Origin of the sequence: Paenibacillus dokdonensis (assembly GCF_004916975.1) — a bacterium.
GTDB classification, from domain to species: domain Bacteria; phylum Bacillota; class Bacilli; order Paenibacillales; family Paenibacillaceae; genus Paenibacillus_AQ; species Paenibacillus_AQ dokdonensis.
Genome location: NZ_STGQ01000001.1, coordinates 2,744,414 through 2,769,140, shown reverse-complemented (window position 1 = coordinate 2,769,140; position 24,727 = coordinate 2,744,414). Strand labels below are relative to the sequence as shown.

The 24,727-nt window shown below is 46.4% G+C and carries 23 protein-coding genes and 2 pseudogenes; 17 read left to right on the top strand and 8 right to left on the bottom strand.

Annotated features, from left to right (window positions below; translation table 11 throughout):
- Positions 1 to 48: 48 nt before the first annotated feature.
- The 7 genes and pseudogenes from E6W40_RS30375 to hemG all read left to right on the top strand — a co-directional run.
- A pseudogene (locus tag E6W40_RS30375) lies at positions 49 to 156 on the top strand (hypothetical protein); the annotation flags it as partial.
- Positions 157 to 211: 55 nt separating this feature from the next.
- On the top strand, positions 212 to 418 hold the full coding sequence (locus tag E6W40_RS12785) for a hypothetical protein (protein WP_136605799.1): 207 nt from the start codon (positions 212 to 214) through the stop codon (positions 416 to 418).
- Between the two features lie 145 nt (positions 419 to 563).
- Positions 564 to 890 (top strand): ArsR/SmtB family transcription factor, encoded by a 327-nt coding sequence (locus E6W40_RS12780; RefSeq protein WP_136605798.1) that lies wholly within the window; start codon positions 564 to 566, stop codon positions 888 to 890.
- Between the two features lie 47 nt (positions 891 to 937).
- The gene (locus E6W40_RS12775) at positions 938 to 2,224 is read left to right on the top strand and encodes an arsenic transporter (protein WP_281281454.1); all 1,287 of its coding nucleotides are present in this window, start codon (positions 938 to 940) and stop codon (positions 2,222 to 2,224) included.
- 115 nt (positions 2,225 to 2,339) lie between these two features.
- Positions 2,340 to 2,711, top strand: coding sequence for a hypothetical protein (locus E6W40_RS12770; protein WP_136605797.1), 372 nt, complete (start codon positions 2,340 to 2,342; stop codon positions 2,709 to 2,711).
- 61 nt (positions 2,712 to 2,772) lie between these two features.
- Positions 2,773 to 3,108 (top strand): annotated as a pseudogene (locus E6W40_RS12765) (potassium channel family protein); the annotation flags it as partial.
- A 266-nt stretch (positions 3,109 to 3,374) separates the two neighbouring features.
- The gene (gene hemG / locus E6W40_RS12760) at positions 3,375 to 4,769 is read left to right on the top strand and encodes a protoporphyrinogen oxidase (protein ID WP_136605795.1); all 1,395 of its coding nucleotides are present in this window, start codon (positions 3,375 to 3,377) and stop codon (positions 4,767 to 4,769) included.
- A 133-nt stretch (positions 4,770 to 4,902) separates the two neighbouring features.
- Here hemG and E6W40_RS12755 read toward each other — a convergent pair whose 3' ends face one another.
- The gene (locus tag E6W40_RS12755; RefSeq protein WP_168928912.1) at positions 4,903 to 6,900 is read right to left on the bottom strand and encodes a beta-galactosidase; all 1,998 of its coding nucleotides are present in this window, start codon (positions 6,898 to 6,900) and stop codon (positions 4,903 to 4,905) included.
- Positions 6,901 to 7,030: 130 nt separating this feature from the next.
- Between E6W40_RS12755 and E6W40_RS12750 the strand changes: the two genes are divergently transcribed.
- From E6W40_RS12750 to E6W40_RS12740, 3 genes are all read left to right on the top strand, one after another.
- Positions 7,031 to 7,879, top strand: coding sequence for an AraC family transcriptional regulator (locus E6W40_RS12750; RefSeq protein ID WP_246073077.1), 849 nt, complete (start codon positions 7,031 to 7,033; stop codon positions 7,877 to 7,879).
- Positions 7,880 to 7,902: 23 nt separating this feature from the next.
- Positions 7,903 to 9,321, top strand: coding sequence for a sulfatase family protein (locus E6W40_RS12745; RefSeq protein WP_136605792.1), 1,419 nt, complete (start codon positions 7,903 to 7,905; stop codon positions 9,319 to 9,321).
- A 124-nt stretch (positions 9,322 to 9,445) separates the two neighbouring features.
- On the top strand, positions 9,446 to 11,191 hold the full coding sequence (locus tag E6W40_RS12740; RefSeq protein WP_246072989.1) for an RNA polymerase sigma factor: 1,746 nt from the start codon (positions 9,446 to 9,448) through the stop codon (positions 11,189 to 11,191).
- Between the two features lie 60 nt (positions 11,192 to 11,251).
- Here E6W40_RS12740 and E6W40_RS12735 read toward each other — a convergent pair whose 3' ends face one another.
- Entirely contained in the window at positions 11,252 to 12,181 is a 930-nt protein-coding gene (locus tag E6W40_RS12735) for a helix-turn-helix transcriptional regulator (protein WP_136605791.1), read from the bottom strand.
- A gap of 95 nt (positions 12,182 to 12,276) precedes the next feature.
- Between E6W40_RS12735 and E6W40_RS12730 the strand changes: the two genes are divergently transcribed.
- From E6W40_RS12730 to E6W40_RS12705, 6 genes are all read left to right on the top strand, one after another.
- Entirely contained in the window at positions 12,277 to 12,816 is a 540-nt protein-coding gene (locus E6W40_RS12730; RefSeq protein WP_136605790.1) for a dihydrofolate reductase family protein, read from the top strand.
- A 192-nt stretch (positions 12,817 to 13,008) separates the two neighbouring features.
- Positions 13,009 to 13,926, top strand: coding sequence for a glycosyltransferase family 4 protein (locus E6W40_RS12725; protein WP_246072988.1), 918 nt, complete (start codon positions 13,009 to 13,011; stop codon positions 13,924 to 13,926).
- 15 nt (positions 13,927 to 13,941) lie between these two features.
- A complete protein-coding gene (locus E6W40_RS12720) occupies positions 13,942 to 14,508 on the top strand; it encodes a class I SAM-dependent methyltransferase (RefSeq protein ID WP_136605788.1) in 567 nt (188 codons plus the stop codon).
- Positions 14,509 to 14,553: 45 nt separating this feature from the next.
- Entirely contained in the window at positions 14,554 to 15,663 is a 1,110-nt protein-coding gene (locus tag E6W40_RS12715) for a class I SAM-dependent methyltransferase (protein WP_136605787.1), read from the top strand.
- Between the two features lie 36 nt (positions 15,664 to 15,699).
- A complete protein-coding gene (locus E6W40_RS12710; RefSeq protein WP_136605786.1) occupies positions 15,700 to 16,392 on the top strand; it encodes a galactosyltransferase-related protein in 693 nt (230 codons plus the stop codon).
- Between the two features lie 5 nt (positions 16,393 to 16,397).
- Positions 16,398 to 17,147 (top strand): glycosyltransferase, encoded by a 750-nt coding sequence (locus E6W40_RS12705; RefSeq protein ID WP_136605785.1) that lies wholly within the window; start codon positions 16,398 to 16,400, stop codon positions 17,145 to 17,147.
- Between the two features lie 76 nt (positions 17,148 to 17,223).
- Here the strand turns inward: E6W40_RS12705 and E6W40_RS12700 are convergent, their stop codons facing one another.
- On the bottom strand, positions 17,224 to 19,845 hold the full coding sequence (locus tag E6W40_RS12700) for a glycosyltransferase (protein WP_246072987.1): 2,622 nt from the start codon (positions 19,843 to 19,845) through the stop codon (positions 17,224 to 17,226).
- A 226-nt stretch (positions 19,846 to 20,071) separates the two neighbouring features.
- On the opposite strand from E6W40_RS12700, the gene E6W40_RS12695 reads away from it, so the two are divergent.
- On the top strand, positions 20,072 to 20,488 hold the full coding sequence (locus E6W40_RS12695; protein WP_136605784.1) for a hypothetical protein: 417 nt from the start codon (positions 20,072 to 20,074) through the stop codon (positions 20,486 to 20,488).
- Between the two features lie 247 nt (positions 20,489 to 20,735).
- On the opposite strand, the gene E6W40_RS12685 is transcribed toward E6W40_RS12695, so the two are convergent.
- The 5 genes from E6W40_RS12685 to queC all read right to left on the bottom strand — a co-directional run bounded on the left by E6W40_RS12685 (position 20,736) and on the right by queC (position 24,621).
- Positions 20,736 to 21,989, bottom strand: coding sequence for a glycosyltransferase family 2 protein (locus tag E6W40_RS12685; RefSeq protein WP_168928911.1), 1,254 nt, complete (start codon positions 21,987 to 21,989; stop codon positions 20,736 to 20,738).
- 190 nt (positions 21,990 to 22,179) lie between these two features.
- On the bottom strand, positions 22,180 to 22,677 hold the full coding sequence (gene queF, locus E6W40_RS12680; RefSeq protein ID WP_136605781.1) for a preQ(1) synthase: 498 nt from the start codon (positions 22,675 to 22,677) through the stop codon (positions 22,180 to 22,182).
- Positions 22,678 to 22,709: 32 nt separating this feature from the next.
- Complete coding sequence (queE, locus tag E6W40_RS12675; protein WP_136605780.1) at positions 22,710 to 23,468, bottom strand: 7-carboxy-7-deazaguanine synthase QueE; 759 nt, start codon at positions 23,466 to 23,468, stop codon at positions 22,710 to 22,712.
- Positions 23,465 to 23,956 carry a 6-carboxytetrahydropterin synthase QueD gene (gene queD / locus E6W40_RS12670; protein WP_136605779.1) on the bottom strand — a complete coding sequence of 164 codons (492 nt, stop codon included), beginning with the start codon at positions 23,954 to 23,956 and terminating at the stop codon, positions 23,465 to 23,467. The genes queE and queD overlap by 4 nt, the downstream gene beginning before the upstream one ends.
- Complete coding sequence (queC, locus tag E6W40_RS12665) at positions 23,953 to 24,621, bottom strand: 7-cyano-7-deazaguanine synthase QueC (protein WP_136605778.1); 669 nt, start codon at positions 24,619 to 24,621, stop codon at positions 23,953 to 23,955. Before queC ends, queD begins: the two co-directional genes overlap by 4 nt.
- Positions 24,622 to 24,727: the final 106 nt, after the last annotated feature.

Sequence of the window (24,727 nt, the reverse complement as noted above, 5' to 3'; positions counted from 1 at the left end):
CGCCAGGGATCCGGGTGCGACTGATGACGGTTAGGTAAGCCGCTTTACGATATCTTGTTTGTGATTACGGATGGGGAGGAAGGGGGATTACTGGGAGCGAAGGAATTTTGGAAGGCTTCCAAGTTCAAGGATCAAGTAGGCATATTCCGGGCTTGAATTTTGCTTACGTGGGCAGCTGGGATAAATATCATTCGGCTGAAGACAGCTTTTGATGCCGGGCGCAAGCTATATGTTCAGCCTGCCGCTGGTGGTTCATTCTATTGTTCTTGCTTTTCTGCCGGGATCGAAGAATCCATCGGCAACACTCCGCCGCAGCTGGATGATTATGATTCTCTCCGTTCTGCCTGTGCTGCTGTTCATGGCGATGCCGCCACCACCTGTTAATGTGGTCTGCGCCGATAGAATTGTAAAATGGTAAGATTCCAAGCCGCCTATGAGGTGGCTTTTTTCTGTTTACATCAGCAGCGTATTTCTTATTGATTTACGGATCTATCAGACATACAATATAATCATATGCTTATATACTATTTTTTTAAAATTCAGGTGGGTTAGGAGGTTCGCTGATGGATCAGATTATGGATGCTGCGGAGAAGCTGAAGCTTCTTGGCGATAAAACCCGGCTTACCATACTTTGCTTGCTAAAAGACCGGGAGTGGTGCGTTTGTGAGCTTGTAGAGGTATTATCCATATCCCAGCCCGGAATCAGCCAGCACATGAGAAAACTGAAGTCCCATGGCATCGTGAATGAGGCCAGAAGAGGGCAGTGGGTCTATTATTCGCTTCGTGTTCAGGACAAACCTTATATTCAGTCAGTGCTTGAGTACATGCCAGGAACAACGGATACATTGTCTTTGCTGAACAAGAAGGAACCGGGACAGATTTGTAAATAAGCCTTATACTCATATGTTCTTTAGAAAACAGAATTGAGGGTTGTCACTTGTTATCCATTATACTTGCTTTCGTTATTTTTATTGTCACATTAACGCTTGTCATCTGGCAGCCAAAGCATTTATCGATCGGCTGGTCGGCTTGCGGAGGTGCCGTACTCGCACTGATCGCCGGCGTTGTGGATTTTCGTGATGTGCTGGATGTGACCGGTATCGTTTGGAATGCCACGCTGGCATTCGTTGCTATTATACTGATCTCGCTGATTCTGGATCGAATCGGATTTTTTGAATGGGCTGCACTTCATATGGCGGCAGCTGCGCGGGGGAATGGTGTGCGCATGTTTGTGTACGTCTCTGTGCTTGGCGCGATCGTTTCCGCCCTTTTCGCCAATGACGGGGCTGCGCTAATTTTGACGCCCATCGTACTGGCCATGGTAAGAGCGCTGAATCTCGATGAAAAGAAAGTACTTCCTTTTATCATCGCCAGCGGTTTTATTGCAGACACCACCTCGCTGCCGCTTGTCGTCAGCAATCTGGTAAACATCGTCTCTGCAGACTTTTTCGGGATCAGCTTTATGCAGTATGCCGGTAAGATGATTGTGCCAGATCTTTTTGCTTTGCTGGCCAGTATTGCGGTTTTGTACTTGTATTTTCGCCGCAGTATTCCCAAACGGTTTGATACGATGCAGCTCAAGAGACCCTCTGCAGCCATTAAGGATCCGAAGCTGTTCAGGCTGTCATGGATCGTGCTTGCGCTTCTGCTCATCGGGTATTTTGTAAGCGAATTTCTGAATATTCCCGTATCCATTGTTGCGGGTGTGATCGCAATCTTCTTCCTGCTTATGGCCGGACGAAGCAGCGTGATTCCAGTCAAGGAAGTGCTGAAGGGAGCACCTTGGGCGATCGTGTTCTTTTCCATCGGCATGTATGTGGTCGTATACGGACTTCGTAATGTGGGATTGACGGATCTGCTTGCTGAAGTGATCCGCAATACGGCGCAGCATGGGGTATTTACAGCAACGATCTCCATGGGTTTTATTGCCGCTTTCCTGTCCTCGATCATGAACAATCTGCCTACCGTCATGATTGATGCGCTGGCGATTGATGCGGCTCATGTCACCGGAGCGGTTAAAGAAGCTTTGATTTATGCCAATGTGATCGGTTCGGATCTTGGGCCTAAAATTACGCCGATCGGCTCGCTTGCAACGTTGCTTTGGCTCCATGTTCTTTCTTCCAAAGGGGTTAAGGTGTCCTGGGGGACTTATTTTAAAACAGGCATCATTTTGACAATCCCGACATTGCTAATTACGCTAATTGGCTTATATCTTGTGTTATAATTGGATATATTTGGAGGTGAATTCATGATGAATCGGCAGAGAGTACGGCTGTTTTGGGGCGTTACCATTATCGCTGTTTTTATCCTAGGATACAGCTTAGCTGCGCCTGTCCATATTGAATGAGGTAAACACCATCCATACGGCCCAAGCGAGCACGTTAAAGATGAATCTCGGCTCCATTACTTATGGTGTGGATGATCACGTAATCAATCTGGTGTTGGACCTTAATCTTAATCGCCATGGAAAAGTCGGTATCACTTTTATGGGGGCGGATCATAAGGGTGTCCTTTTCGGCGATATGATTAGCAACCTGAAAGTTGGACATGTTGAAGAAGAGACCACCTTTGTGGTGGAGAATAACAGGCTCCTTCTGTGGACACAAGTACCGGTCCGTTTTCTGGGGGACGGAAATGAAGCCTGGATCGAAATCATGGATAAGGAAACAGGCGAGAAAATTTCGAATCAGAAATTGACGTTTCCGTTTTAATGAATTTATTTGAACAGGTAGCTAGAATGAACTTACATAGAAAGTATGTGAATATACACCCATGATTTCATTTCTGCTGACATTAAAGCGTCTTCTAAGCGGTCTTTTTCATGCCTTCAAGCACAAGAATTTTCAAGTATTATTTGTTGTGATTCTGTTTGTGCTGCTATCAGGCACTTTGTTTTATACACGCGAGGAAGGTTTGTCTGTTATCGATGCATTGTATTTTTGCATTGCGACCTTAAGTACGGTAGGCCATCCTGATTTTGTACCTCAGACTGCATTCGGTAAAATTTTCACCATGATTTATATCGTCGTGGGTACAGGTTTGTTCATGGGACTCCTGGGATATATCGCTTATGGCGTAGTAAAGAGCAGCCTGAGGGAAGATGAAGAGGAGAAGGAAAAGAAAGATAAGAACGGCAAGGGTGTAAAGAATGAAGATCAAGTTCACCCCGCCTCTGATCCTCAATAGAATATTGCCAAAATGGGTTCATCACGCGCACGAGAGTTTGAAGTGGAAACGGAATGGCTGCCAGGTGGCGGCACGGCCGTTTCTTCTTTTTTGTCAGATTAACGTCACATATGGGTATGCCAAATCGGTAAAATCCCTGTGATATAATAAAATCATGTAATATTACGACGGAAGCAGGTGTCCGGATTTTGAAAAAGGTTGTTGTGATCGGCGGCGGCATTACAGGCTTATCTACTGCTTATTATTTGCAAAAAAACGCCCTTGAGAGCGGTAGTGAAATTCATATTACGGTTGTAGAAGCAAACGAACGGTTAGGCGGCAAAATCAGAACGGTTCAGAACGGGGAATTCACCATGGAGACAGGGGCGGATTCTATCGTAACGCGTAAGACCAATGCTGCAGAACTGATTGAGGAAATAGGGCTAAAAGATCAAGTGGTCTATAATGCGACGGGTATTTCCTACATATATTCCGACGGGAAGCTGAAGCAAATTCCGAAGGATGCGGTATTCGGCATTCCAACAAGCATAGAGTCGCTGGCAACTACGGAGCTGGTATCGGCTGAAGGCAAGGTTGAAGCGCTAAAAGACTTGTTTACCCCGAATGAACGTTTTACCAAAGATGATTCGGTTGGCGATTTTTTGGAAGCCTTTCTTGGTAAAGAATTCGTGGAAAAGCAAATTGGCCCGGTATTGTCAGGCGTTTATTCAGGAAAGCTGAGTGATTTGACCATCGCTTCCACATTGCCGTATCTAATTGATTTTAAAAATGAATACGGAAGCATCATTACAGGGTTATCTGAGAATAAGGCCAAATTCCAAAGTGGCGGCGGCAAGAAGTTTTTGTCGTTCCAGCAGGGCGTATCAGGGCTGATTGATGGAATCGAAAATCAACTTTCAAATTCCAAGATTATTAAAGGCATTGCTGCAGAGGATTTAAAGCCCCTAGCAAACGGTGGTTATGAAATCACGCTCATGGATGGACGTTTACTTGAGGCCGATGTTGTCGTGCTTAGCACGCTGTCCGCTTCAGCTCAGAAGCTGTTAAGAAATGCTTCACTGGATGAAGAGTTTAGCCAATTCAAGAACAGTTCGCTGATCAGCGTATATATAGCATTTGATGTGCCAGACGAAGATCTGCCGGCAGATGGAACGGGATTTATCACCTCAGACAGTGAAGACGTAAAATGCAATGCCTGCACTTGGACAAGCCGGAAATGGGAGCATACCTCAACAGAAGGCAGACTGCTCGTCAGACTCTTTTACAAGAGTACCAATCCACATTATGATGAGCTGGTGAAGCTTACGGAAGATGAGCTGCTTCAGGTCGGTATGGAAGATATCAAAACGAGCCTGGGTATATCAAGCCAGCCGCTGACCTATGATGTGACCAAGTGGCATGAAGTGATGCCGAACTATCATATTACGCATCACCAGATTGTGAAGTCACTGGAAGCGAAGATGGAAGAGCTGATGCCGAATGTATTGCTGGCTGGCTGCTCCTACTACGGGGTCGGTATTCCAGATTGCATCGCGAACGGCGAAGAGACCGCGGCGAAGATCATGAAGCTGATTGCTGACTGAACTATAGATAAGGTCCGGACAAATTGTCCGGGCCTTTTTTGGGTACAAGGAATCGTATATGGATTTTAAACATTCAGGTTTCATCTGATAAGTTGCCATGGAAGTCTAATTGTCTGAGAATATTGCACTGGCATTAAGAGTTGTCTCTTACCAAGATTCGTACTTGATGTGGTGCAAACATGATTTCACCGGATACACTTTCCTCATTCCAAATATCCGGATACGTATTGGTAAGCTCCATGCCAACCGTCTTATTGGTGCAGTTCAATATGAAAATAAAGCTCGTGCCGTCAGCTGCCTCTCTTAGCGTCACTTCTAACTCGGATGGAGGGGTAACCCCAACTCCCAAGATTTCAGAGATTCCAAGCGAGCTTGTCAGGCTCCCAATCAGATCCTTGTAGAAGCTTTCCTCCGCAAAAGTCGTGACCATCCATGATTCGCCTTTTCCGAATTTGTTTTTTATCACTGCCGGATAATCGGCATACCACTCGCTTGCAAATTCACCTTCGACGCTACAGCCCTCTGATTTGATCAATTCTTGGAAGAACCTGCCATGATATTGGTGATTCCTCCAGGTGAAATATACCGGATGCGATGCCGAAGAGGACGCCGTCTCCAAATGGCGGAGCCCAAGCAGTTCTTTAAGCCCCTCATGCATGCGATCGGGGTAATAGCAGGCATCCATATCTTTGATCCCGCACATTGGATGGAATAGGATGATGCCGCCGCTCGCGGTAAATTCAGCCAGTTTATGAACGAGCTCATCATCCACAAGCGGAAGCATCGGAACCAGGAGTAATTTGTAGGCAGTAAAATTGCCGTTTCGTCCTACCGCGTCACAGTTGAAGCCCAGATTGCGGACCGTGTGGTACAGGGTATTAACCTGTTTCATATAAAGTCCGGTTTCTCCCGTCCAGGGAGAAGGCTCCTCCGCATGCCAGCGCGAAGGGAAATCATATAGCACTGCAATGTCGCTTACGACCATCGATCCCGACAGCATAGAAGCGATACGCCGCAGTTTGGAACCTATGCGTTCGCATTCGTGATAGATCCGGGTCGGCTTACCGGCATAATCGGTCAGTGCGCCGTGGTTTTGTTCCGCGCCGTAGGGAAATCGTTTCCAGGGAAAATAGAACACGGCATCCGCGCCGTTTGCGATCGTATGCAGTGTTAATCGCTCCAATTCACCGGGTTCGGGTGTGTTGGATGCTGCGCCAATAATGGAATGACCTTCACTGCGAAGCTCATAAACGTGAAACGGTGCTTTTTTGAAGCTTCGGTTAGCCGCGAGTCCGAATGCAAGCGACCTGCAGTTTTCTCCATACGGCGGATAGTAATTCGTGCCTGTTATATCCAGCAGTTCGGCCATTTCATAATAGTCTGTGTGGTTATTCCAGGGCATTTGATTGTTGGTTGAAATATAAGAAATGTTTGATAGCTGAGGTTGTATGGCATCGGCCAGCAGCTTGACCACTTCGGTATTCACACTGCTTCTAAACTGTCTCCACGCCTGCATCATGGAGGGATTGAAAACAGTTTTAGTTGCTCTTGGTGTAGATATCTGACCGAAATGACAATATTCCATGGACCAGAACACCGTTCCCCATGCTTGATTCAAGTTATCTATATTCTTGTATTTCGATTTCAGCCAATTCTGCCAATGCTCCTTGCATACCGGGCAGTGGCAGTCAGGCTCATCTCCGATTTCATTATCCAGATGCCAGCCGGCAACAAATGGATGGTCTCCATATCTTTGTGCAAGAACGGATGCAAGAGCAGACGATCTTTGACGAAGCAATGGGTGGTTAATGCAGAAGGAATAACGGCTGGCATACTCAAGCAGAACTCCTTCACTCGTTTCAATCCGGATGGAAGGATTCTTTTCGACAAGCCAGGCAGGCACGGTCCGCATCGGCGGGCACAACACAATATAAACCGCATATCGAGCTGCTGTTTTTATGAATTCGTCAAGCCATTCCATATCATATCGGCCTTCGGCAGGCTCGAGTCGTGTCCAAGCAAATTCACCGATCCTTACTGCATTCAGACCTGCTGTTTGCATCAAGCTTAAATCTTCAGTCCATTCCGATGAAGTACGATGTTCCGGGTAATAGCAGGAACCATATAACATTTTGAATGATCTCCTTTTGCCCATTGTCAAAATCACACCTAAATATTATAATAACCTTGATTTTATTCATAGCGGACTTTTTGAAATGGGTATAACAAATTGAATATGGAGGGAGGAGAGAAGCTTGGATATGCGTATAATCCGGCTGTTTAGACCCCCTGTGAATCCGATGCCTTTATATGCGCATACCGTCGGTTATAACAAACAGAATCCGATGAAACGGCCGGAAGGTTTTTCGACACATCAGCTGTTATTTTCGAGATCTGGAAAAGGCAGGATCAGCATTGCTGGTCATGATGAATTTGTGCTTGGCCCGATGCAGTATTTGTATCTTCCGGCTGAGCTGCCTCATGAATATCATCCTGCGGGCGACGAGGAATGGGTTGTCGGGTATGTCTCATTCTCAGGTACCCGGATATCCCCCTTGATGGAGCATTTCGGTATACATCCATGTCTGCCTTATGATTGTCCTGATATTGACCTGATTTGGTGTACGTTAGATGAGCTGTGGGAGCTCGCGGATGCCAATGAAGAAGGAGCAGAATGGGACGGGGCAAGAATGATGTACGGACTTTTTCTGGATATGGAGAGGATGAAAACAAATAATCCGCTAGAAAAGGAAGTGCCTGTACTATTGGATTCCGATCCTGCCGGTGTCGTCGTCCGGCAAACTGCGCAGTATTTAAATGAACATTACAATGAAAATATCTCTTTATCCAATGTTGCCCAGTCCCTCGGCTATACGCATCAATACCTGAATCGGCTGTTCCGGCAGACCTATGGTCTGAGTATGCTGCAGTATGTCCAGAAAATGCGGCTCGGAAAAGCGATTGACTTGATGAAGTCTGAGGCAGGCATGCCAGTGAAGGACATCGCCAAGTATGTCGGCATGGAAACCAATTATTTTATCCGTATGTTCAGGAAAGCCACAGGCAAGACACCCGATCACTATCGGAAAGAAATGCTGCAATCACGATAACATAGCAAAGGGGAATCTTTCAGATGAGTACAAACCGTGGTAAGCGTCCCAATATTCTTTTTATTATGAGTGACGATCATGCGGCTCATGCCATGAGCTGTTATGACAGCAAAATTAATGAAACACCCCAGATTGACCGGATTGCCAAGGAAGGAATGCGGATGGACAACTGTTTTTGTACGAACGCGATTTGCACACCGAGCCGTGCAAGTATTTTGACAGGTACATATAACCATATCAACGGAGTCAGAACTTTGTCAGACCGTCTGGATGGACGCCAGCTCACCATGCCGAAACTGCTTCAGGAGAACGGCTATCAAACGGCCATCGTTGGCAAATGGCATTTGGGACATGGGGGAGAGAGTGATCCGACTGGCTTCGATTACTGGAGCGTTCTCCCGGGACAGGGAGATTATCATGATCCGAGCTTTATTGAAATGGGACGCAGTATTACGGAAAAAGGCTATGCTACGGATATCATTACAGACAAGTCGATTGATTGGCTGGAGAAAAGGGATAAGGAGCAGCCTTTCTTCCTGATGTGCCACCACAAAGCACCCCACCGGCCATGGATTCCGGATGAAAAGCATGCGCATATGTACGAGGATATCGATATTCCGGAGCCGGAAACGTTCAACGATGATTATTCCAATCGGGCAAGTGCGGCAGAGGCCGCGATTATGCGGATTGACCGTGATTTAACGAAGCGGGATTTGAAAATCGACCCTCCGGAGCATCTTGAGGGTGCAGCGCTCAAGAGCTGGAAGTACCAGCGGTACATTAAAGATTACTTGCGCTGTGTAGCCTCGGTTGATGACAATGTAGGAAGGCTGCTGGACTATCTGGAAGCGGAGGGCTTACGTGAGGATACGATTGTCATTTATACCTCTGATCAAGGGTTTTTCCTTGGAGACCATGGCTGGTATGACAAGCGGTTTATGTACGAGGAGTCGTTGCGTATGCCGTTTGTGATCCGATATCCGCGAGAAATTGCAGCAGGAAGCGTGGATAAGCATATCGTTCTGAATGTGGATTTCGCATCCGTATTTCTGGATTATGCGGGGATCGAAATACCGGATTCCATGCAAGGCTATAGCTTCCGCCCTATTCTCCAAGGTGAAGATCCGCAGGGATGGCGTAAATCAATGTACTACCGCTATTGGGAGCATTTGTCCGAGCACGGTGTATACGCGCATTACGGCATCAGAACGAATCAATACAAGCTGATTTATTATTACGCGGATGCACTAGGTACAAATGGTTCCGTCGATGAATCAAAGGTGCCGGAGTGGGAGCTGTTCGATCTCAAAAAAGATCCGCAGGAAATGATTAACGTGTACAACGACCCGGATTATGAGAATATCGTCGAAGTCATGGAAAAGGAGCTGCATCGTCTTCAGGAAGAAGTACGGGATGAGCGGTTTATATACGAAGGAAAATAGAATGAAGATGAAACCGTTTGCCAATGGTAAACGGTTTTATTTAAAAATAATTCCCCGACTTTGTCAGAAATCTTCGTTTTCTGAAGTCTATCTAGTAAGTCAACGTTATGAGAGGGGTATCAAGTTGAATCACTTGCAGGAAACGGCTATGGAATGGGGAGAGATGGAAGATGCAGCATTGGTTAAAGAGGCACAAACCGGAAGTCAGGAGGCGTTTGGTGAGCTTGTCCGCAGACATCGGTCCAAGGTATTTGGTTATGCGAGAAGTATGGTACAGGAAGCCCATGCTGCAGAAGATATCGTTCAGGATGCGCTGATCAGAGCCTTTTTACATCTGGGTAAGCTTGTCGATGTTGAGCGATTCCTGCCCTGGATGCATCGGATTGTACGTAACCAAGCCATGACCCTGCTGAAAAAAGAGGGACAAAGACAGGAAAGCACCTTTACCAGTTTGGAGGCGGGTTTGTCCTCTCTCGAGGAACAAGCGGAGAAATGGAACCAGCTGGACTACGTGCTGAAACGGGTAAGCCTATCCATGGATAAGGAGGCAGCGCAGGCTGGCGTTCCGGAAGAACGATTGATGCGCCAGGAGACTCAGCGTGTGCTATTGAACATTATCGCCTGCCTGAAACCAAGGGAACGGCAGATCTTTGAGTCGCATTTCTTCGATCAGCTGTCACCGCAGGAGATTGCCCGGGAATTCAGCTTATCTTCCGCCAATGTGTATCAAATCCTGTCCCGCTCCCGCAAAAAAGTGATTCAGGAACGAATCCGCGTCACCGTTGACTCCTACTTACGGACAAGAAGGGATTGGGGAATTATGAGCAAGGTTATTTTATCGGAGGAACAAATACATGCAAAAGGATCTTCTTGGTCCACGGCAGGGAACATGCTGTACACATTGGTGAATGCAGCTGGCAAAAAGCATTCGCTAGCCATGGTCATGGGGTTAACGGGTCTGGCTTTTCGTATCAACATTCTGCCGGGAAATGTGCATATTGCCGGGCCTACGGCATATGACTTCGCAGATGTATTCCCAAGAGGGCTACGCAATATGGGTCTGACCTCCCGCGTTGTGGATGGAATGACTCCACTGATCGGCGTGAACGCAAACTTATTAGATGACTCGGAAAAGAGTTTCAAAGCAATGCAGAAGCGGGATATTCACCAGGCACTTCCGGAGGCCCTGGATTTGATACATCATACTTTGGGTCGGGGCTATCCGGTCATGGCCTGGGATTTATGTATTCCGGAATTCGGGATGGTGCACGGATATGATGATGAACAAAGATGTCTTTATATCAATGAATGCGGTCGCAAGGATACCCTCTTCTACGATCATTTAGGAAGAGGGGTCATGGAAGAGATCTTTGTCCTGGCTGTTGATGCATCGTTCAATATCGGACTCAAAGATCAGCTTCGAGGTGCTTTTCATATGATCACACAGCATTATAATGGTACGGAACCCAAGGTTCCAGCTGAAGCAGTTAAAGGACTCGCTGCTTATGATGCGTGGTGCGAAGCTTTCCGCAATCAAACAGTCGAGCCCAACGGAAATGCATATAATATCGTGGTTTTTGGAGACAGCAGAAAATATGCTTCTCAGTTTCTGAAAGAAGTTGCTCTTGCATGGAATGAGCCGGCAGATGCGAGCGGGAATACAGGTGTTTTGATTGAAGAAGCTGCAGAAACCTATAAGCAAATTGCTCTTGTATTCGATGAGCTTCATGCGTTATTCCCATATCCTGACGGCGGAGAACCCAATGATCAGGATTGTTCGCCACAGGCAATCATACTCTTGGAAAAGGCCAAGGAACTAGAAACCAAAGGGGCTCGTCAGATTGAGAACATTTGGGAAGCCTTGAAATAATCACATTAAATATTAATAATATTAATTAATAAAAGGGACTTGGTCTGATGATCAAGTCTCTTATATATATTCGTCAGGCTTTATATTTTGTAAATAGGGTTTAAGGCTGTCATGCAGGAGCTGCTTGACCATCTCCCGGAGTTCCATAGGATATATCACCTCAGCATCAGGTCCATATTTTAGAAGAAGTCTGGCTGCATAGGCAAATTCTTCTGGAGGAATGTTTCCTTGCCACTCCTGCTGGTAAACATGTTGGTATAGAGGGTCTGATTCTGCCAGCCGGACACCGAGCGGCGTAAATTTGATTTTAGCAGGCACGCCTTCACGGGGATCATCCGCCACCAGCCATTCCTTAAGAGTAGGCAGAGAAGGGGAGAATTCATTTCGTTTCGTCATTTCGATAATCCGATCCGACCGATAAAGAATAATCCGATCCCTGCTATGTGCAGGCATGTACCAGTATCCATGATCAAAGTAAAGACCAACGGGATATACTTCAGACCATCTTTCTCCAGCAGCAGAGCGATACAGCAGTTTCACCCGCTGTTTATTCATCGCCGCCTCCAAAATGAGAGAAGTATAGGGTGACTCGGCATGAGTGGGTACCATCCGAAATGAGACATAGTCCTTCAGTTGATCGATGCACTCCTGCACATCCTGTGGTAACTCAGCGTAATAATGCTCGGATAAATGCTCACGAACCTCACCGAAGGGAATGTCGGGAATATGCTCCAGCAGCTTCAGCATGAGAAATAGTCCCATGGCCTCGTCCCGGGCAAGATGAAGAGGAGGCAGCAGCCGGTTGGGAAGTGCCCGATACCCGCCATGCGGACCGGTTTCGGTATAGAGAGGCAGACCGGTCTGCTGTAAATAATCAAGGTCTCGTTGTATGGTTCTGATAGACACGTCAAAACGCTCGGCAAGCTCTCGTGCCGTATACTTCTTGCGGGAATCCAGTATTCGCATCAGAGCAATTCTACGTTCATTCATGAAAGACTCCCCCTCTAACTTAACGAAAAAAATAACTACGACAAAGAATGTCATAAATATATTGTAGCATAGGTGATAGAAAGGAGCGATGAACAATGAATAAAGAAAAAGACAACAAAGTTGTACTGTATATTGCGATGAGTCTCGATGGGTATATTGCGCTTCCGGATGACTCGGTAGAATGGCTGAACGATGTGAAGGGAGATGGCGGCGACAACGGGTATGCGGACTTTTACAGTACGATAGGCACCGTCATCATGGGCAGGATCACGTATGATGTGATATTGAAGCTTTCAGATGATTTTCTCTATGCCGGAAAGCCGTGTTATGTAACTACCCGAACTCCGGAGCAATATCAGAATGAACCGAACGTGACTTATACGAATGAAGCACTGACTGATCTTGTGCCTCGTTTGAAAATTCAATCGGAAGGTGCGGTTTGGCTGGTGGGTGGAGGTCAAATGGTTCAGGCCTTTATGCAGGAAGGGCTGATGGAGGAAGCAATTATTGCCATCATCCCTAAAGTGCTCGGGCAAGGCATACCTTTATTCCCGAACGGTACACCGCCAAGTACTTTCGAATTGCGGCAAGTGGAACAGCGCGGAGATATCGTCTTGCTGCATTATAAAGTATAAGAATACGGAATTGGAAGAAGAGAGTGCTTAGCCGTCATAACCACGGCTGATGCACTCTTTTTTTATTCACATAGACCAATTCATCAATTTTGTCCAACACGTAACTGGGAGAAGTACCCCCGAATATAATCCAACAAGAAGCAAGTTAGAGCGGAGGGGATCAATCTGTCAAAGCATTTGCTTATTTATGACGTGGATTGGTGGATTCTGGGTAAGACAGCCAAAGTAATTCAGCGGTATCATCCTGATCTCGAACTGATCAATGCTGCTGGGCTGGATACGCTCATTCAAAAGATAGGAAGTCAGGAGATTAACCGGCGATATTCTATCATTAGTACGATGTGTCTGGGTATGGCTGCCTGGGCTATTTTCAAAAATATACGGATCGATTCCTCTGCCGCCGTCTCTTATTACTATTTCAGCTCAAATTACGAAACTTTCCGTGAATGGAAAGATCCGATTCTTCCAGACCCCGAATTTCTCCGATTGGTACTTCCCCGTATCCCGGTTATAGGAGCCATGAATCAAAAGCTTGCCCAAACCCTCAAAGAGCTGGTTCCCCATGCTCGGGTAGAGTATATCGGACATTTTGTCGATACTACTAAATTCTCGCTTTCAGATGCGAATCGTGATCTTTCTTTGCCGCTGGTTATCGGATGGGCCGGAGACAAGGTGAAGAAGTCCAAAAACTATGATTCGCTCTTTCAACCAATACAACAGTATTTCGAGCATCAACCGGAAGTGAAGATCGTGGAGACCTCGGGCGAGTATGCTTATGACGACATGCCTTTATTTTACCATTCTATTGATCTCTTGCTGATCACTTCTGCAAATGAAGGGGGCTGCGCTCCGGCCCTGGAAGCATATGCCTGCGGCAAACCGGTTTTGTCGACTCATGTAGGTTATGTCAAAGAGGCGGCACCTACGGATGCTTATCCATTGATTCTGGATAGTGACGACCCGATTGACTTTATCCAAACCATTCAGGACTGGATGCATAGGCGAAACGGGCTTGAGGCGGTTGGTCAACGCTGCCGGGAGGAAGTGGAGGCACATTGGGGGATAGATCAGGCTGTGAACCACTGGTTGAAGGTTCTGTTTAACCGATAGATAGGAGGTAAAGAGATGGGAACTTCCAACTGGCAAAATCTTTCGTATTGCGTGGAACTGATCCGCCAAGTGGCTCCTGGCAGAATACTTGATGTCGGTGTGGGTTTTGGCCGCTGGGGCATGATCTGCCGTGAGTTTCTGGATGTGTGGCAGGGAAGGGTATTTCGTGAGCAGTGGACGACAACTATCGAAGGTATTGAGGTGTTTGAACGTAGTATTGATGTATATCATGATTGCTTTTACAACCATATTTACCATGTGGATGCTTATGAATTCATTGTCAGGCAGCAGAATTTAATGGGGTATGATCTGGTGATTTTGGGTGATGTTCTGGAGCATTTCACCAAGCAGGATGCGGGTGAGCTATTGAGGTCTTGCCTTGAAATAAGCCGCTATGTGCTTCTGAATATTCCCATCGGAGATGACTGGCCGCAGGGCAGTGAATATGGCAACGACTATGAAATACATCGGAGCGAATGGACGGAAGCTGAATTTGATGTCTATCCGATAGTCGCGAAACAGATGTTCAAGGATTATATCCAGCGGGATTTTGCAACTCTATTATTGCGAGGAAATGGATGATGTTTAAAACATTCGGCTAGAAAATATACGGAGGGGGTGTATGTCATGGCTGATCGGGGAGAGATAAATGAGGCTTCTATCGTCTGCGAAGTACCGGTCGAGTTGATTTTTACAGATATCGATGTGAAATCATCGCAAACAGAACACTTAATCGAACAATTCACCGAGACCTGGTATGAACATCATCTTCAGTACAGCAATATTTCAATCATGAGGTTTGCGCCGCACCGGGAATTATACCGTTACTTCTTGGGACAATCCGCATCCGCAGGCACCTATTTGGACTGGTACAGCAAAATTTTTACAACCCGTGGTTTGGAGCCGCCGGTATCTCCTGAAAAAATCCTGCATCAACGAAGGATGGAGTTCATCAACATGAAAAATGAGCTGTCTAACCAAAGCCTTTTTTTTAGTGAACATCCCATTCTTGCGAGCTATAACCCTTCTGGTTATTTTAATATCAAAGATGGGCATCACCGGGCATCGTTTCTGTACTGCTGTGGTTTTCGCAGGCTGTATTTGGCAATGAGTGAGGAAAATTATGAGCAGTGGATGAACAAAGGGCAATCTGATGTCGTTCAAGAAATCATACAAACACAGAAGCGACAGCTGATGTATACTCCGATTCTGAATCCTGCATTCTACAGCTGGAGAAGTGAGAGAGACGAAATCTACCCTACGAGGCTCGATTACATGCTCCGATATCTAGGTCCTTATCATTTACATGAGCTTCGTATTCTCGATATCGGCTGTAATATAGGCTATCATGCTAGATGCTTGACGAGAGAGGGTGCAGAGGTCACGGGTATCGAGCATGATCCCAACCACTATCAGCTGCTGAAGGAGCTAAACCGTCTGGAGCGAACCCATTTCAGATGGATTCCGGAGCCTTTCGAAAACACGGAAACAGAACGTTATGATATCGGGATTATGCTGACGGTTTTTTACCATGTGATGAAAGATGAACGAGTCTGCGGTACTTTTCTATCCAAATTGAATGCATCCATTTCTCATCTGCTGTTCTGGGAATCGGGAGACGAAATCGAAGCGGAGAAGAAGCTGATTATGGAGAACACGGATTTTACTTATTATGAGAAACTCGCGGATACCTTTGGAACAGGGAAGTATAGGGAGCTTGGCGTGTTTTTGAAATAAATAGAAGCATAAACCTAAGAGGGGGAGAATTGCACCATGTCATGCGGTGTTTCTGTTCTCATTCCGTATCAATCGGACGGTGGCCCACGGGACGAGGCTTTTCGTTATGTGAAGGGATTTTATGAGCAGCAGCTGCCGGAAATCGAAATTTGCGTGGGAGAACTGAGTCATGAAATATTCAGCCGTTCGAAGGCAATCAATAAGGCAGCGGCGGCTGCAAGCGGCCGGGTATTCATTATTGCTGATGGAGACATCATCTATGATCCAGATCTGATGAGGGATGCCTTAAAGCAGGTAGCAGACAACAGTTGGATCATTCCTTTTAGCAGTATCACACGCATGACCTATAACAATTCACAGGCGATTCTTCAAAGTGATGCACATTGGCCGCTTCAAATCCAGTTGGAAACGATGCCGGATAATGCCCGATTTTTCGTTGGGGGAGTGAATATACTTTCACGGAAAGCTTTTGAGTTGGTTGGGGGATATGATGAACGGTTTATAGGCTGGGGAGGAGAAGACGAGGCTTTTGCGTATTCTCTGGATACGATGGTAGGAAAGCATATTCGCCTTGAAGGCAATCTGCTGCATTTTTGGCATCCGTTTGTCGGACCCGCGGGTAACCCGCATTATGACGGGAACTATTCTTTATTCAATTTGTATAAAGCCGCACTAGGCAATTCGGAAGAAATGAATCGATTGATCCAGGCCAAAGAGAGAGGAGTTTGACAGCCATGAAATTATCTTTGATCGTTCCGGTCTTGAATGAGGAAACATTCATCCCGCTTTATCTGGAAAGCGCAGCCGCTTACGCAGATGAAATTGTGATAGTGGACGGCGGCAGCACAGATCGGACCGTTCAGATCATTGAAGCCTATCAGCGGCACTTTCCCATTCGACTCTACAGGATGAACCAACAAGGCTTGCCTTATACAGATGACTGGAACGAATCCAGAGTCCGTAATTTTCTGATTGACCAGGCTGTAGGGGACTGGATCATGAATCTGGATATCGACGAGCTGATGGACGACCGGTTTCGCGATGTTTTACCGGATATCATAAATCGTACAGAGGTTGATATTTTCCAGTTCCCATTCGTGAATTTTTGGGGAAGCCCTTGGACACTTCGCGTAAATAGCCCTGGAGATGAAAGGTGGTCTAACGATATTACCCGAATGTGGCGTGCGAACATTGGAATAAAGTACCGAGATGAAAAGCATCACTGTACGCTGGAGGGCAGCGGCGGTCAAAGTATTTGGAGCATTCCCCGTGACCGGGTGGACATAAATATCTATCATTATCATTACGCAATCGGAAGGAAAATCAAATATAACGATAATCGCCGCGGTGACGTGAATGTGCCCAATAATCAGGGAGAACCGGACTGGGGCTTCACGCATGCCGAATACAGTATTGCAACAGCTCCATTTACAGGAAGTCATCCGGAAGTCATTCAGCAGTATCTGAATCTAAATCGGCCGTGACAGGACTCATAGGTCATGTGAAAAAGCCTTCAGCATCAGGGAGATGGTTCTCTCACCGGATGTGAAGGCTTTTATCTTATGAATGTGTTCCTTCCATTGTCATGGATTGATTTGGCACCAATAGCTGATGAACCAAGAGAGGTGCCTGACGCTCATCAAATATTCTATAGTCCTTCAAACTCATTCTCAAATCCTCCAGCTGATGTGCGTGGTAAGAGAGGGAGTCTATCACATGATGATGCGTATGAAAATCCGGAACGGCCTCATTTTCACCGCAGTACAGAATATATTCGAAGGGGACAAGGCTAAACAAATCAAGTCTGTTGGTCATGTACATCTGCGGTCCGGCTTTTCGTATGCCTACAATATCATGATGATAATATTTGGTCAGATGAATAATGACAACCCATTCTGTACCCGCTGCTAACTGCTTAACCAACTGCTGCCAACGGATGCTCCGCCTTGACCATTCCCTGCCTCCAAGGACAAGGATGCACTTTTGATTATTCTTCTTTAGTCTGCCGGCGACCTCTTCATTTGTTTCTGCACCGAAAAAAAGGTTTTCAGGACGTTTGGGGAGCTGCCAGGTTTTGCTCCATTTTTGTTCGTAATAGGCTTTGTTCCTCTGCCATAGCGTATCGTATTCATCGGGCTTCAGCTTCTTGATCGTTGCGCTGCCATGATGATAGACAAAGGCGTCTTCAACAATCAAGAGCTTATACCCCGCACGCTTCACCCGTTCGCAATAATCGTCATCTTCAAACATGCCTATACCGTATTTGCTGTCCAAGCCACCGATTTTATCGAAAACACTTCGTTTCATAGCTACGCAGAAGAAGCCCAGCAGCTCCGTATATCGGTAAGAGCCTTTGTAATATTGATAAAAATCATGCAGCCATTGTGGATGTGCTCCATCAACCGGATTTCCTACAAAATGGTCGACGGCCTGATCATTGCCGACATGATTGGACATCGGACCGCTCATGCCTATATCAAGATTCTTTTCTAAAGGTGCAATCAATCGCTGGATCCAGCTCTCATCCGGGACGATGGTGTCATTATTCAACAGAATGATATAGTCCCCGGTAGCTTTACGGCAGCCCAGTGAATTACCTGCAGCAAATCCGAGATTGGAAGAGGCGTAAATGACTCGGAACAGATCCGGATCGAGTTCTGATAAGTGATGCGGTGTTTCGTCTGTAGAACCGTTATCAATGACAATGATTTCCAGATTGGGGTATCGATGAGGCTTCTGCAAGCTAAAAAGACACTGCCGGGTGTACGTCCAGTTGTTATGAGTCAGGATGATGATGCTCACTTTGGGAAACAGCTTTCGCTGGATGGTTTGATGCAATTCCTGGTACCTCGTCTCCCAAGTATGGGTTTGTGCGTACTGTTGTCTGCGTTCTATTTGCTGCGGATGATTTCCCGTGAGCGACCATTCAATTGCGTTTTCAAAAGCTTCTGGTGTCCGCGCTATGGAGGTTAACCCTTCTGCAACGACTTCAAGCTCCGGAAGATAAGTGGAAACGACTGGCTTGCCTGCAGACAGATATTCATACAACTTAACCGGGTTGGTTGCCTGGGTGAGTTCATTTTGCAGGAAAGGAATGATAGCCACATCAAACCGCTGCAGATAGGAAGGAAGTTCGGTGTAAGGTTTTTCACCGAGAAGAAGTACGTTAGGCAGTTTTTCAACAATCGAAGTGTCACAGCCAAACGTATGACCGATCAGTATAAATGTCCATTCAGGTCTTTTCGCTGCGAGCTTCTCGACGAGCTGAATGTCGAACCAGTCCGAAATGGCTCCATAATAACCAATGACAGGACCTTGAATAGAATCGAGTTCCGGGGCTGGAAGAGCCTGCGAGGAAAAATGGGCAACATCAGCAGCATTTCGAAGTAAAAGCGTAGATGATTGAAGAGCTTGCATCCGCTCGTATAACAGTTGGGATGAAGCGAGCACCACGTTAGCCTTACGAGCCAATTGTTCTTCCAGTCGAATCACTGCCTTTTCATTGGTTGAAAATCCATTGTGTTCGTCCATGCAGTCATAGAGAAGATTGTGGTTTTCCATGGATGTCACGAGCGGAGTCCAGAATGGGAGATCTACGATCGAGACTAGATGATGAACCTGAAACCGATCTCTGACATAATCGACGGACCAGCTTAAATACTGAATATCATCCTGGCTCATTTGGTCTCGATACAGATTAAGGTGTTGGTGTGCACAAAGAGTAACAAGCCAAATATTAGGCTCAATCCGTTTGATTTTGACATGTTGGGCTACTTCTTCATAAGTTGCATTCTTCTGAAGTGCCGTTACTCCGGTATTTATATAAAAAACACGGTGTCCGTGCTGGGCAAACTGCTGTGAGATCTGCTGCGGTCTTTGCCATCTGAAATCCCAATCAATTACTGGAAAACGGAAGACATCATACATACCGGGCTCTTCTATATAAGACCGTACCTGTGGCGTATCTACCTCAGCAGCAGGAATTTCGTTCAATGGAATCATAACATTACTATTCAGTAGAGGCTGAGTTGGAACACTCGAGGGGGTTGCTGGATTGATAAGCGGTGGCTGGATATACAGCTTTTTCTTCGGAACCGTTTTTTTGCTTTTTTTATGCTTCAGAGTCGAAGGAGACGCTGATTTAATCATTGGCTTCCGGGGCCTTTTGCGTGGTCTATTCAAGCAAAATTCTCCTCCCTAAACGATTGTCTAGTTCAAAATATGTATCGCGCCGGATATCCGCGTGGGTATATCACCATTCCAAGATGATAAAAGGAACGATATTTCGTAAGCACTTCCATACCTATTTTCAATTTGGTAGGCAAATTGATTATCTTTGTATCTCAGGGGTTACCGCCTGTATGAAAACATCATATGGTACTCATGACCAAGTGAAGGAGGCAGACCCATGAAGCTGCGCAGAAAAACGTTCAACAATACACATTGTGTTCAAGTTATTCGTAAAAAGAAACCATCTCCCCTTGGGAAGACAGGTTCATTAAGAAGAAAGCTGAACGAGCTTAAAAGGTTGCTCGCAGGCAACATAGCTAGACTTGCTGAACAAGTAAGAAGGCTCAGATATCGGGTAAACCGCTTGTCCGCACGTGTGAATTCTTTGCAGGATCAGGTCGGGACAATGACCGAGAACCAGCAAGGTACGAAAGCCTTTTTCATTAAAAAAGTTCATTCGAAAATAACTATTGAAACACACGCAGGTACCATTTTCGGAACACTTACCCTGGTTGGGGATGACTTTATTCAACTCAAAGAACCTGATGGAAGTATTGTTTTGCTTCCGCTGCGGAATGTATTGTCAGTACACTAATATAGAAGTGAGGAGGAATAAAGAACCATGAAATTCTTGGAAGCTTTGAATACGTTTATGGGCAGGGTGTCAGAAGTCGTTCAGCCGGGGCAATTTTTACAAGGGAGGTTGGCATCGGCCTCTAATGGCCTGGTCACCATACAACTCGTAAGCTCTAACTATATACCGGCGACTCAGGAGGTTACCGCAATAAGCGATAATATTACTTTCATCCGAATTCTTCCATAGTACATGAAAGGAATCAAACTTAGAAGTTCTGATCCAGCATCCAGGAACTCCACTTTTTGTATTCCTGTGCATGGATATGCGTAATACTGCTGCTGCGGATCCGCCGGTTATACAGTGGGAGAGGGATGTAATGCAATGTTTCTTTTTTGGCAAACCGGGCAAGTATTTCAATATCCTCGTACAATCTTCCATTCCAAGGAGCAGAAGTGTTCCAGCCGTTACCATCCTTAAGCGATTTGGTGAGAAACATTCGGGGAGCAATAGCTAAGCCTTTTTCAAGAAGACCCTGATATGTGAGGGTGGGTGGAGAATGCTTGACTCCCCGGTAGATGAGCATCCCGTTTAGGCGCTCCGTCCATTCATGATGATCTGCATAGATTACGTCAACGGACTCCATTCCGCAAGCTTCCTCAGCAAGCTTCTGCAAGCAGTCCCCGGTCAGCCAGTCGTCAGCATCGAGCTCGAGCAGCCAGATGCCCCTGATCTCCATCAGGGCTCTATTCAGACATGCTGCTTTTCCTTGGTTCTGTTTTTGGATCAAGCATTGAATACGCGGGTCTTTTTCAAGTGAGTTTAGAAACGCTTGGGTTCCGTCGGTCGATCGGTCGTCAACGATAATGAGTTCCCAATTCTTATAAGTTTGGGCGAGAACGGACCGGACAGCCCATGGTAAGTAGTTCGCGTTATTATACGTACACAAAACAATGGATATTAACGGATCGGGGGTCTGATCCTGTTGGTGATTTTTTTGCGCGTAATAACCTTTAAGCAGCGGCAGCAAGCCTTTCTCCTCTACGTGATTGTTTTTCCTATACAGGATATCAGCCCTCGAAGGTACTATCGTATCCGTCGTTACATAAAGCCATGAGTAAGAGGCCAGAAGCTGAAATTCTTTATCTATAAGCACAAAATGATCAAAGGGGAGATGGCTTCGATCAGTAAAACCGTTATTGGGTTCTGCTATTACAGCAGACATGCGCCAAAGGATAGCGCCAATGCATTCAAACTTTTGTGATTCTTTGAAGTGTGCTGCGGGAAATGGTTGAATAATGATCCCGGCAAAGTCATGCATCATTTCGGTTTGCCATTGCTGAAGCTGTTCTTTAAAAGCAGGTTTAATTGTATCCCCTGCATACAAGGTGAGAAAAAATGCTTCATCATAGGTTGCTAAAATATCGTTTAATTTCGCAGCGGTGTCCAGTTCTGGCAGACGCACGGGGGTTATTCCGGGAAGGGTTTCCCGAAGAGAAATCTCGGTTTGGAGCGCATTCATTTGGCTGCCTCTTGTTATAATAAATGCAATCATAGCTATTCCTTTCCGTTGAATGCCTAAAGAATGAGGTGTTACCCAATGACAGGGTATGCAGCATTTGCCTAAGTGACACGCAGAGTTTTCTTATTCAAATAGAAAAAGCCGCATTTCTGCGGCTTTTTCTGATGTACGCGGCAAACCTGTCTTTGACTTACCGGTTATCGATCTTCTCCGGATACATGTCATGATTCATCAGGCGCTGCTCGGCCATCTGCTCAAACTTGGTTCCGGGCTTTCCATAGTTGCAGTACGGATCGATGGAGATTCCGCCGCGCGGTGTGAATTTTCCCCACACCTCAATGTAACGCGGCTCCATCAGCTTGATCAGATCATTCATGATGATATTCATGCAGTCCTCGTGGAAATCGCCGTGATTGCGGAAACTGAAGAGATAGAGCTTCAGGGATTTACTCTCCACCATCTTCACATCCGGAATGTAGCTGATATATAGCGTTGCGAAGTCCGGCTGGCCGGTGATCGGACACAGGCTCGTAAATTCCGGGAAGTTTAATTTTACAAAATAATCGCGGTAAGCATGCTTATTGTCAAAGCTCTCAAGCACCTCAGGTGCGTATTGAAACACATACTTAGTCCCTTGATTGCCGAGTAGCGTTAGATCTTTCATTTCTTCCATTTGTCTGCCTGTCATCTCGAAAAAATCCTCCTTTTGGTGGTTGGCGTTTAGACGCCGCGTTTATTTCCCCATACGAGCGTATGCAGTTGTGGAAGTACCCGCACATGGTTTAATGCCTCGGACTCCACAACCTTGTCGATCAGCGCCTCGTATTGCATGAGCAGTTCAGCGGCATGGTTGTCCTTGTCCATCCGCGCCACATCCGAGTTCCCCACCTGCAGATACATCGGAGCAGCGGGGTAGCGGTTGTGCACGGTTTTGGCGTATTCCAGATCATAGTCATCGAAAATGACGACCTTTAAGCTATAGGTATAAGGTGCAGGGCGATTCTCAAGACGATTCACGATCGCGTCAAGTTTATTCCAGTCGGTCGTCATGCCTGAGCTCGGTGGTTTTGGGGATACTGTCACTTCCTCAATATCCGCGAGCCACTCCTGCCAACGGGAGCCTTGCGTTTCTACAGCCATCCGGATGCCAGAATCTTTCAACAGCGATACGAGCGAAGAGAGCTGAGGAAGAAGCAGTGGATTTCCTCCAGAGATCGTTACATGCGAAAAGCGGTTTCCGCCTATACGCTGCAGTTCTGCCCAGACTTCTTCGGCCTTCATTTTCTGAATATCCTTGACGGCACTTCCATCCCAGGTGAAGGCGGAGTCGCACCAAGAGCAGTGGTAGTCGCAGCCGGCCGTACGTACGAACATTGTTTTTTGACCGATGACCATGCCTTCGCCTTGAACGGTTGGTCCGAATATCTCCAGAACCGGAATAGCCGGCATGGGCTTCATGGACGTCTTGAGCATATTCATGATTCCACCCACTCCCGGCGGAACTCGGCATAGCTGGTCGGTGTCTCATACAAGCGGACATACTCAGTCCGCCCAGCCTCGATCAGATCTGCAAATGGCTCCGAGGCTAGTGCCGATTCCATTTGCTCATATAGCCAGATCACCATATTTTCTGCCGTCGTATTCATAGGAGGAAGTGTCTCATTCAAATAACGGTGATCAAGGTAAGGCTCAATACGTTGTTTCCATATGTCCTTAACCAGACCAAAATCCGCCGCAATACCAATCTCATTCGGATAAGCGCTGATGCCAAATACAGCTTTATAAGTATGGCCGTGCAAGTTTTTGCATTTGCCTTCATAGGCATGCAGGTGATGAGCGGCATCGAAGGTGAATTCTTTGCTGACCATAACGCGGTAGTGGCGGTATTTCAAATCGGTCTTTTGAATATCCGTTCCCAGCTGCTGAAGATGATCAACGATGCGGAATTCGCCTGGCGACCGGGTCATCGGTTGATCTCCTGGGGGTGGTTTTGAAGGAATAATTCCAGACCTTTACGTCGAAGCTCACAGGAAGGACATTCGCCACACCCGTCACCAATGATGCCGTTATAACAGGTTAATGTACGTTCGCGTACGAATTCAAATGCGTTCAGTTCATGCGCCATTGCCCAGGTTTCGGCTTTATCCAGCCACATCAACGGGGTATGGATCACGAAATTATAGTCCATGGCCAGGTTTAACGTGACATTCAACGATTTAACAAAAGAATCACGGCAGTCCGGGTATCCGCTAAAATCCGTTTCGCATACGCCCGTCACCAGATGTCTTGCGCCGGAAACTTTGGCTAGAACGGCTGCAAAGCTGAGAAATAAATGGTTACGTCCTTCGACGAATGTGCTTGGAAGCTCGCCTTCCTCTTGGGTAATTTCGATATCACTGCGGGTCAGCGCGTTTGGAGCGAGCTGATTGAGCAGACTCATATCAAGCACCGTGTTCTTCACGCCAAGTTCTTCCGAAATACTTCTTGCGCACTCAATCTCAAGACTATGGCGCTGACCGTAATCAAACGTAACCGTCTCAACTTCACCAAACTGCTGCATTGCCCAGAATAGGCAGGTCGTGCTGTCTTGGCCGCCGCTGAATACGACAACCGCTTTTTCGTTTTTGAGCATAAAAAAACCTCTCCATCTTCAAAATGTGTTGTACAAGCGAAAACTTCCGCTTCTACCTTCGAAGAGAGAGGGTTCATGAACTGTCCGTAAAAAAACAAGCCCAATC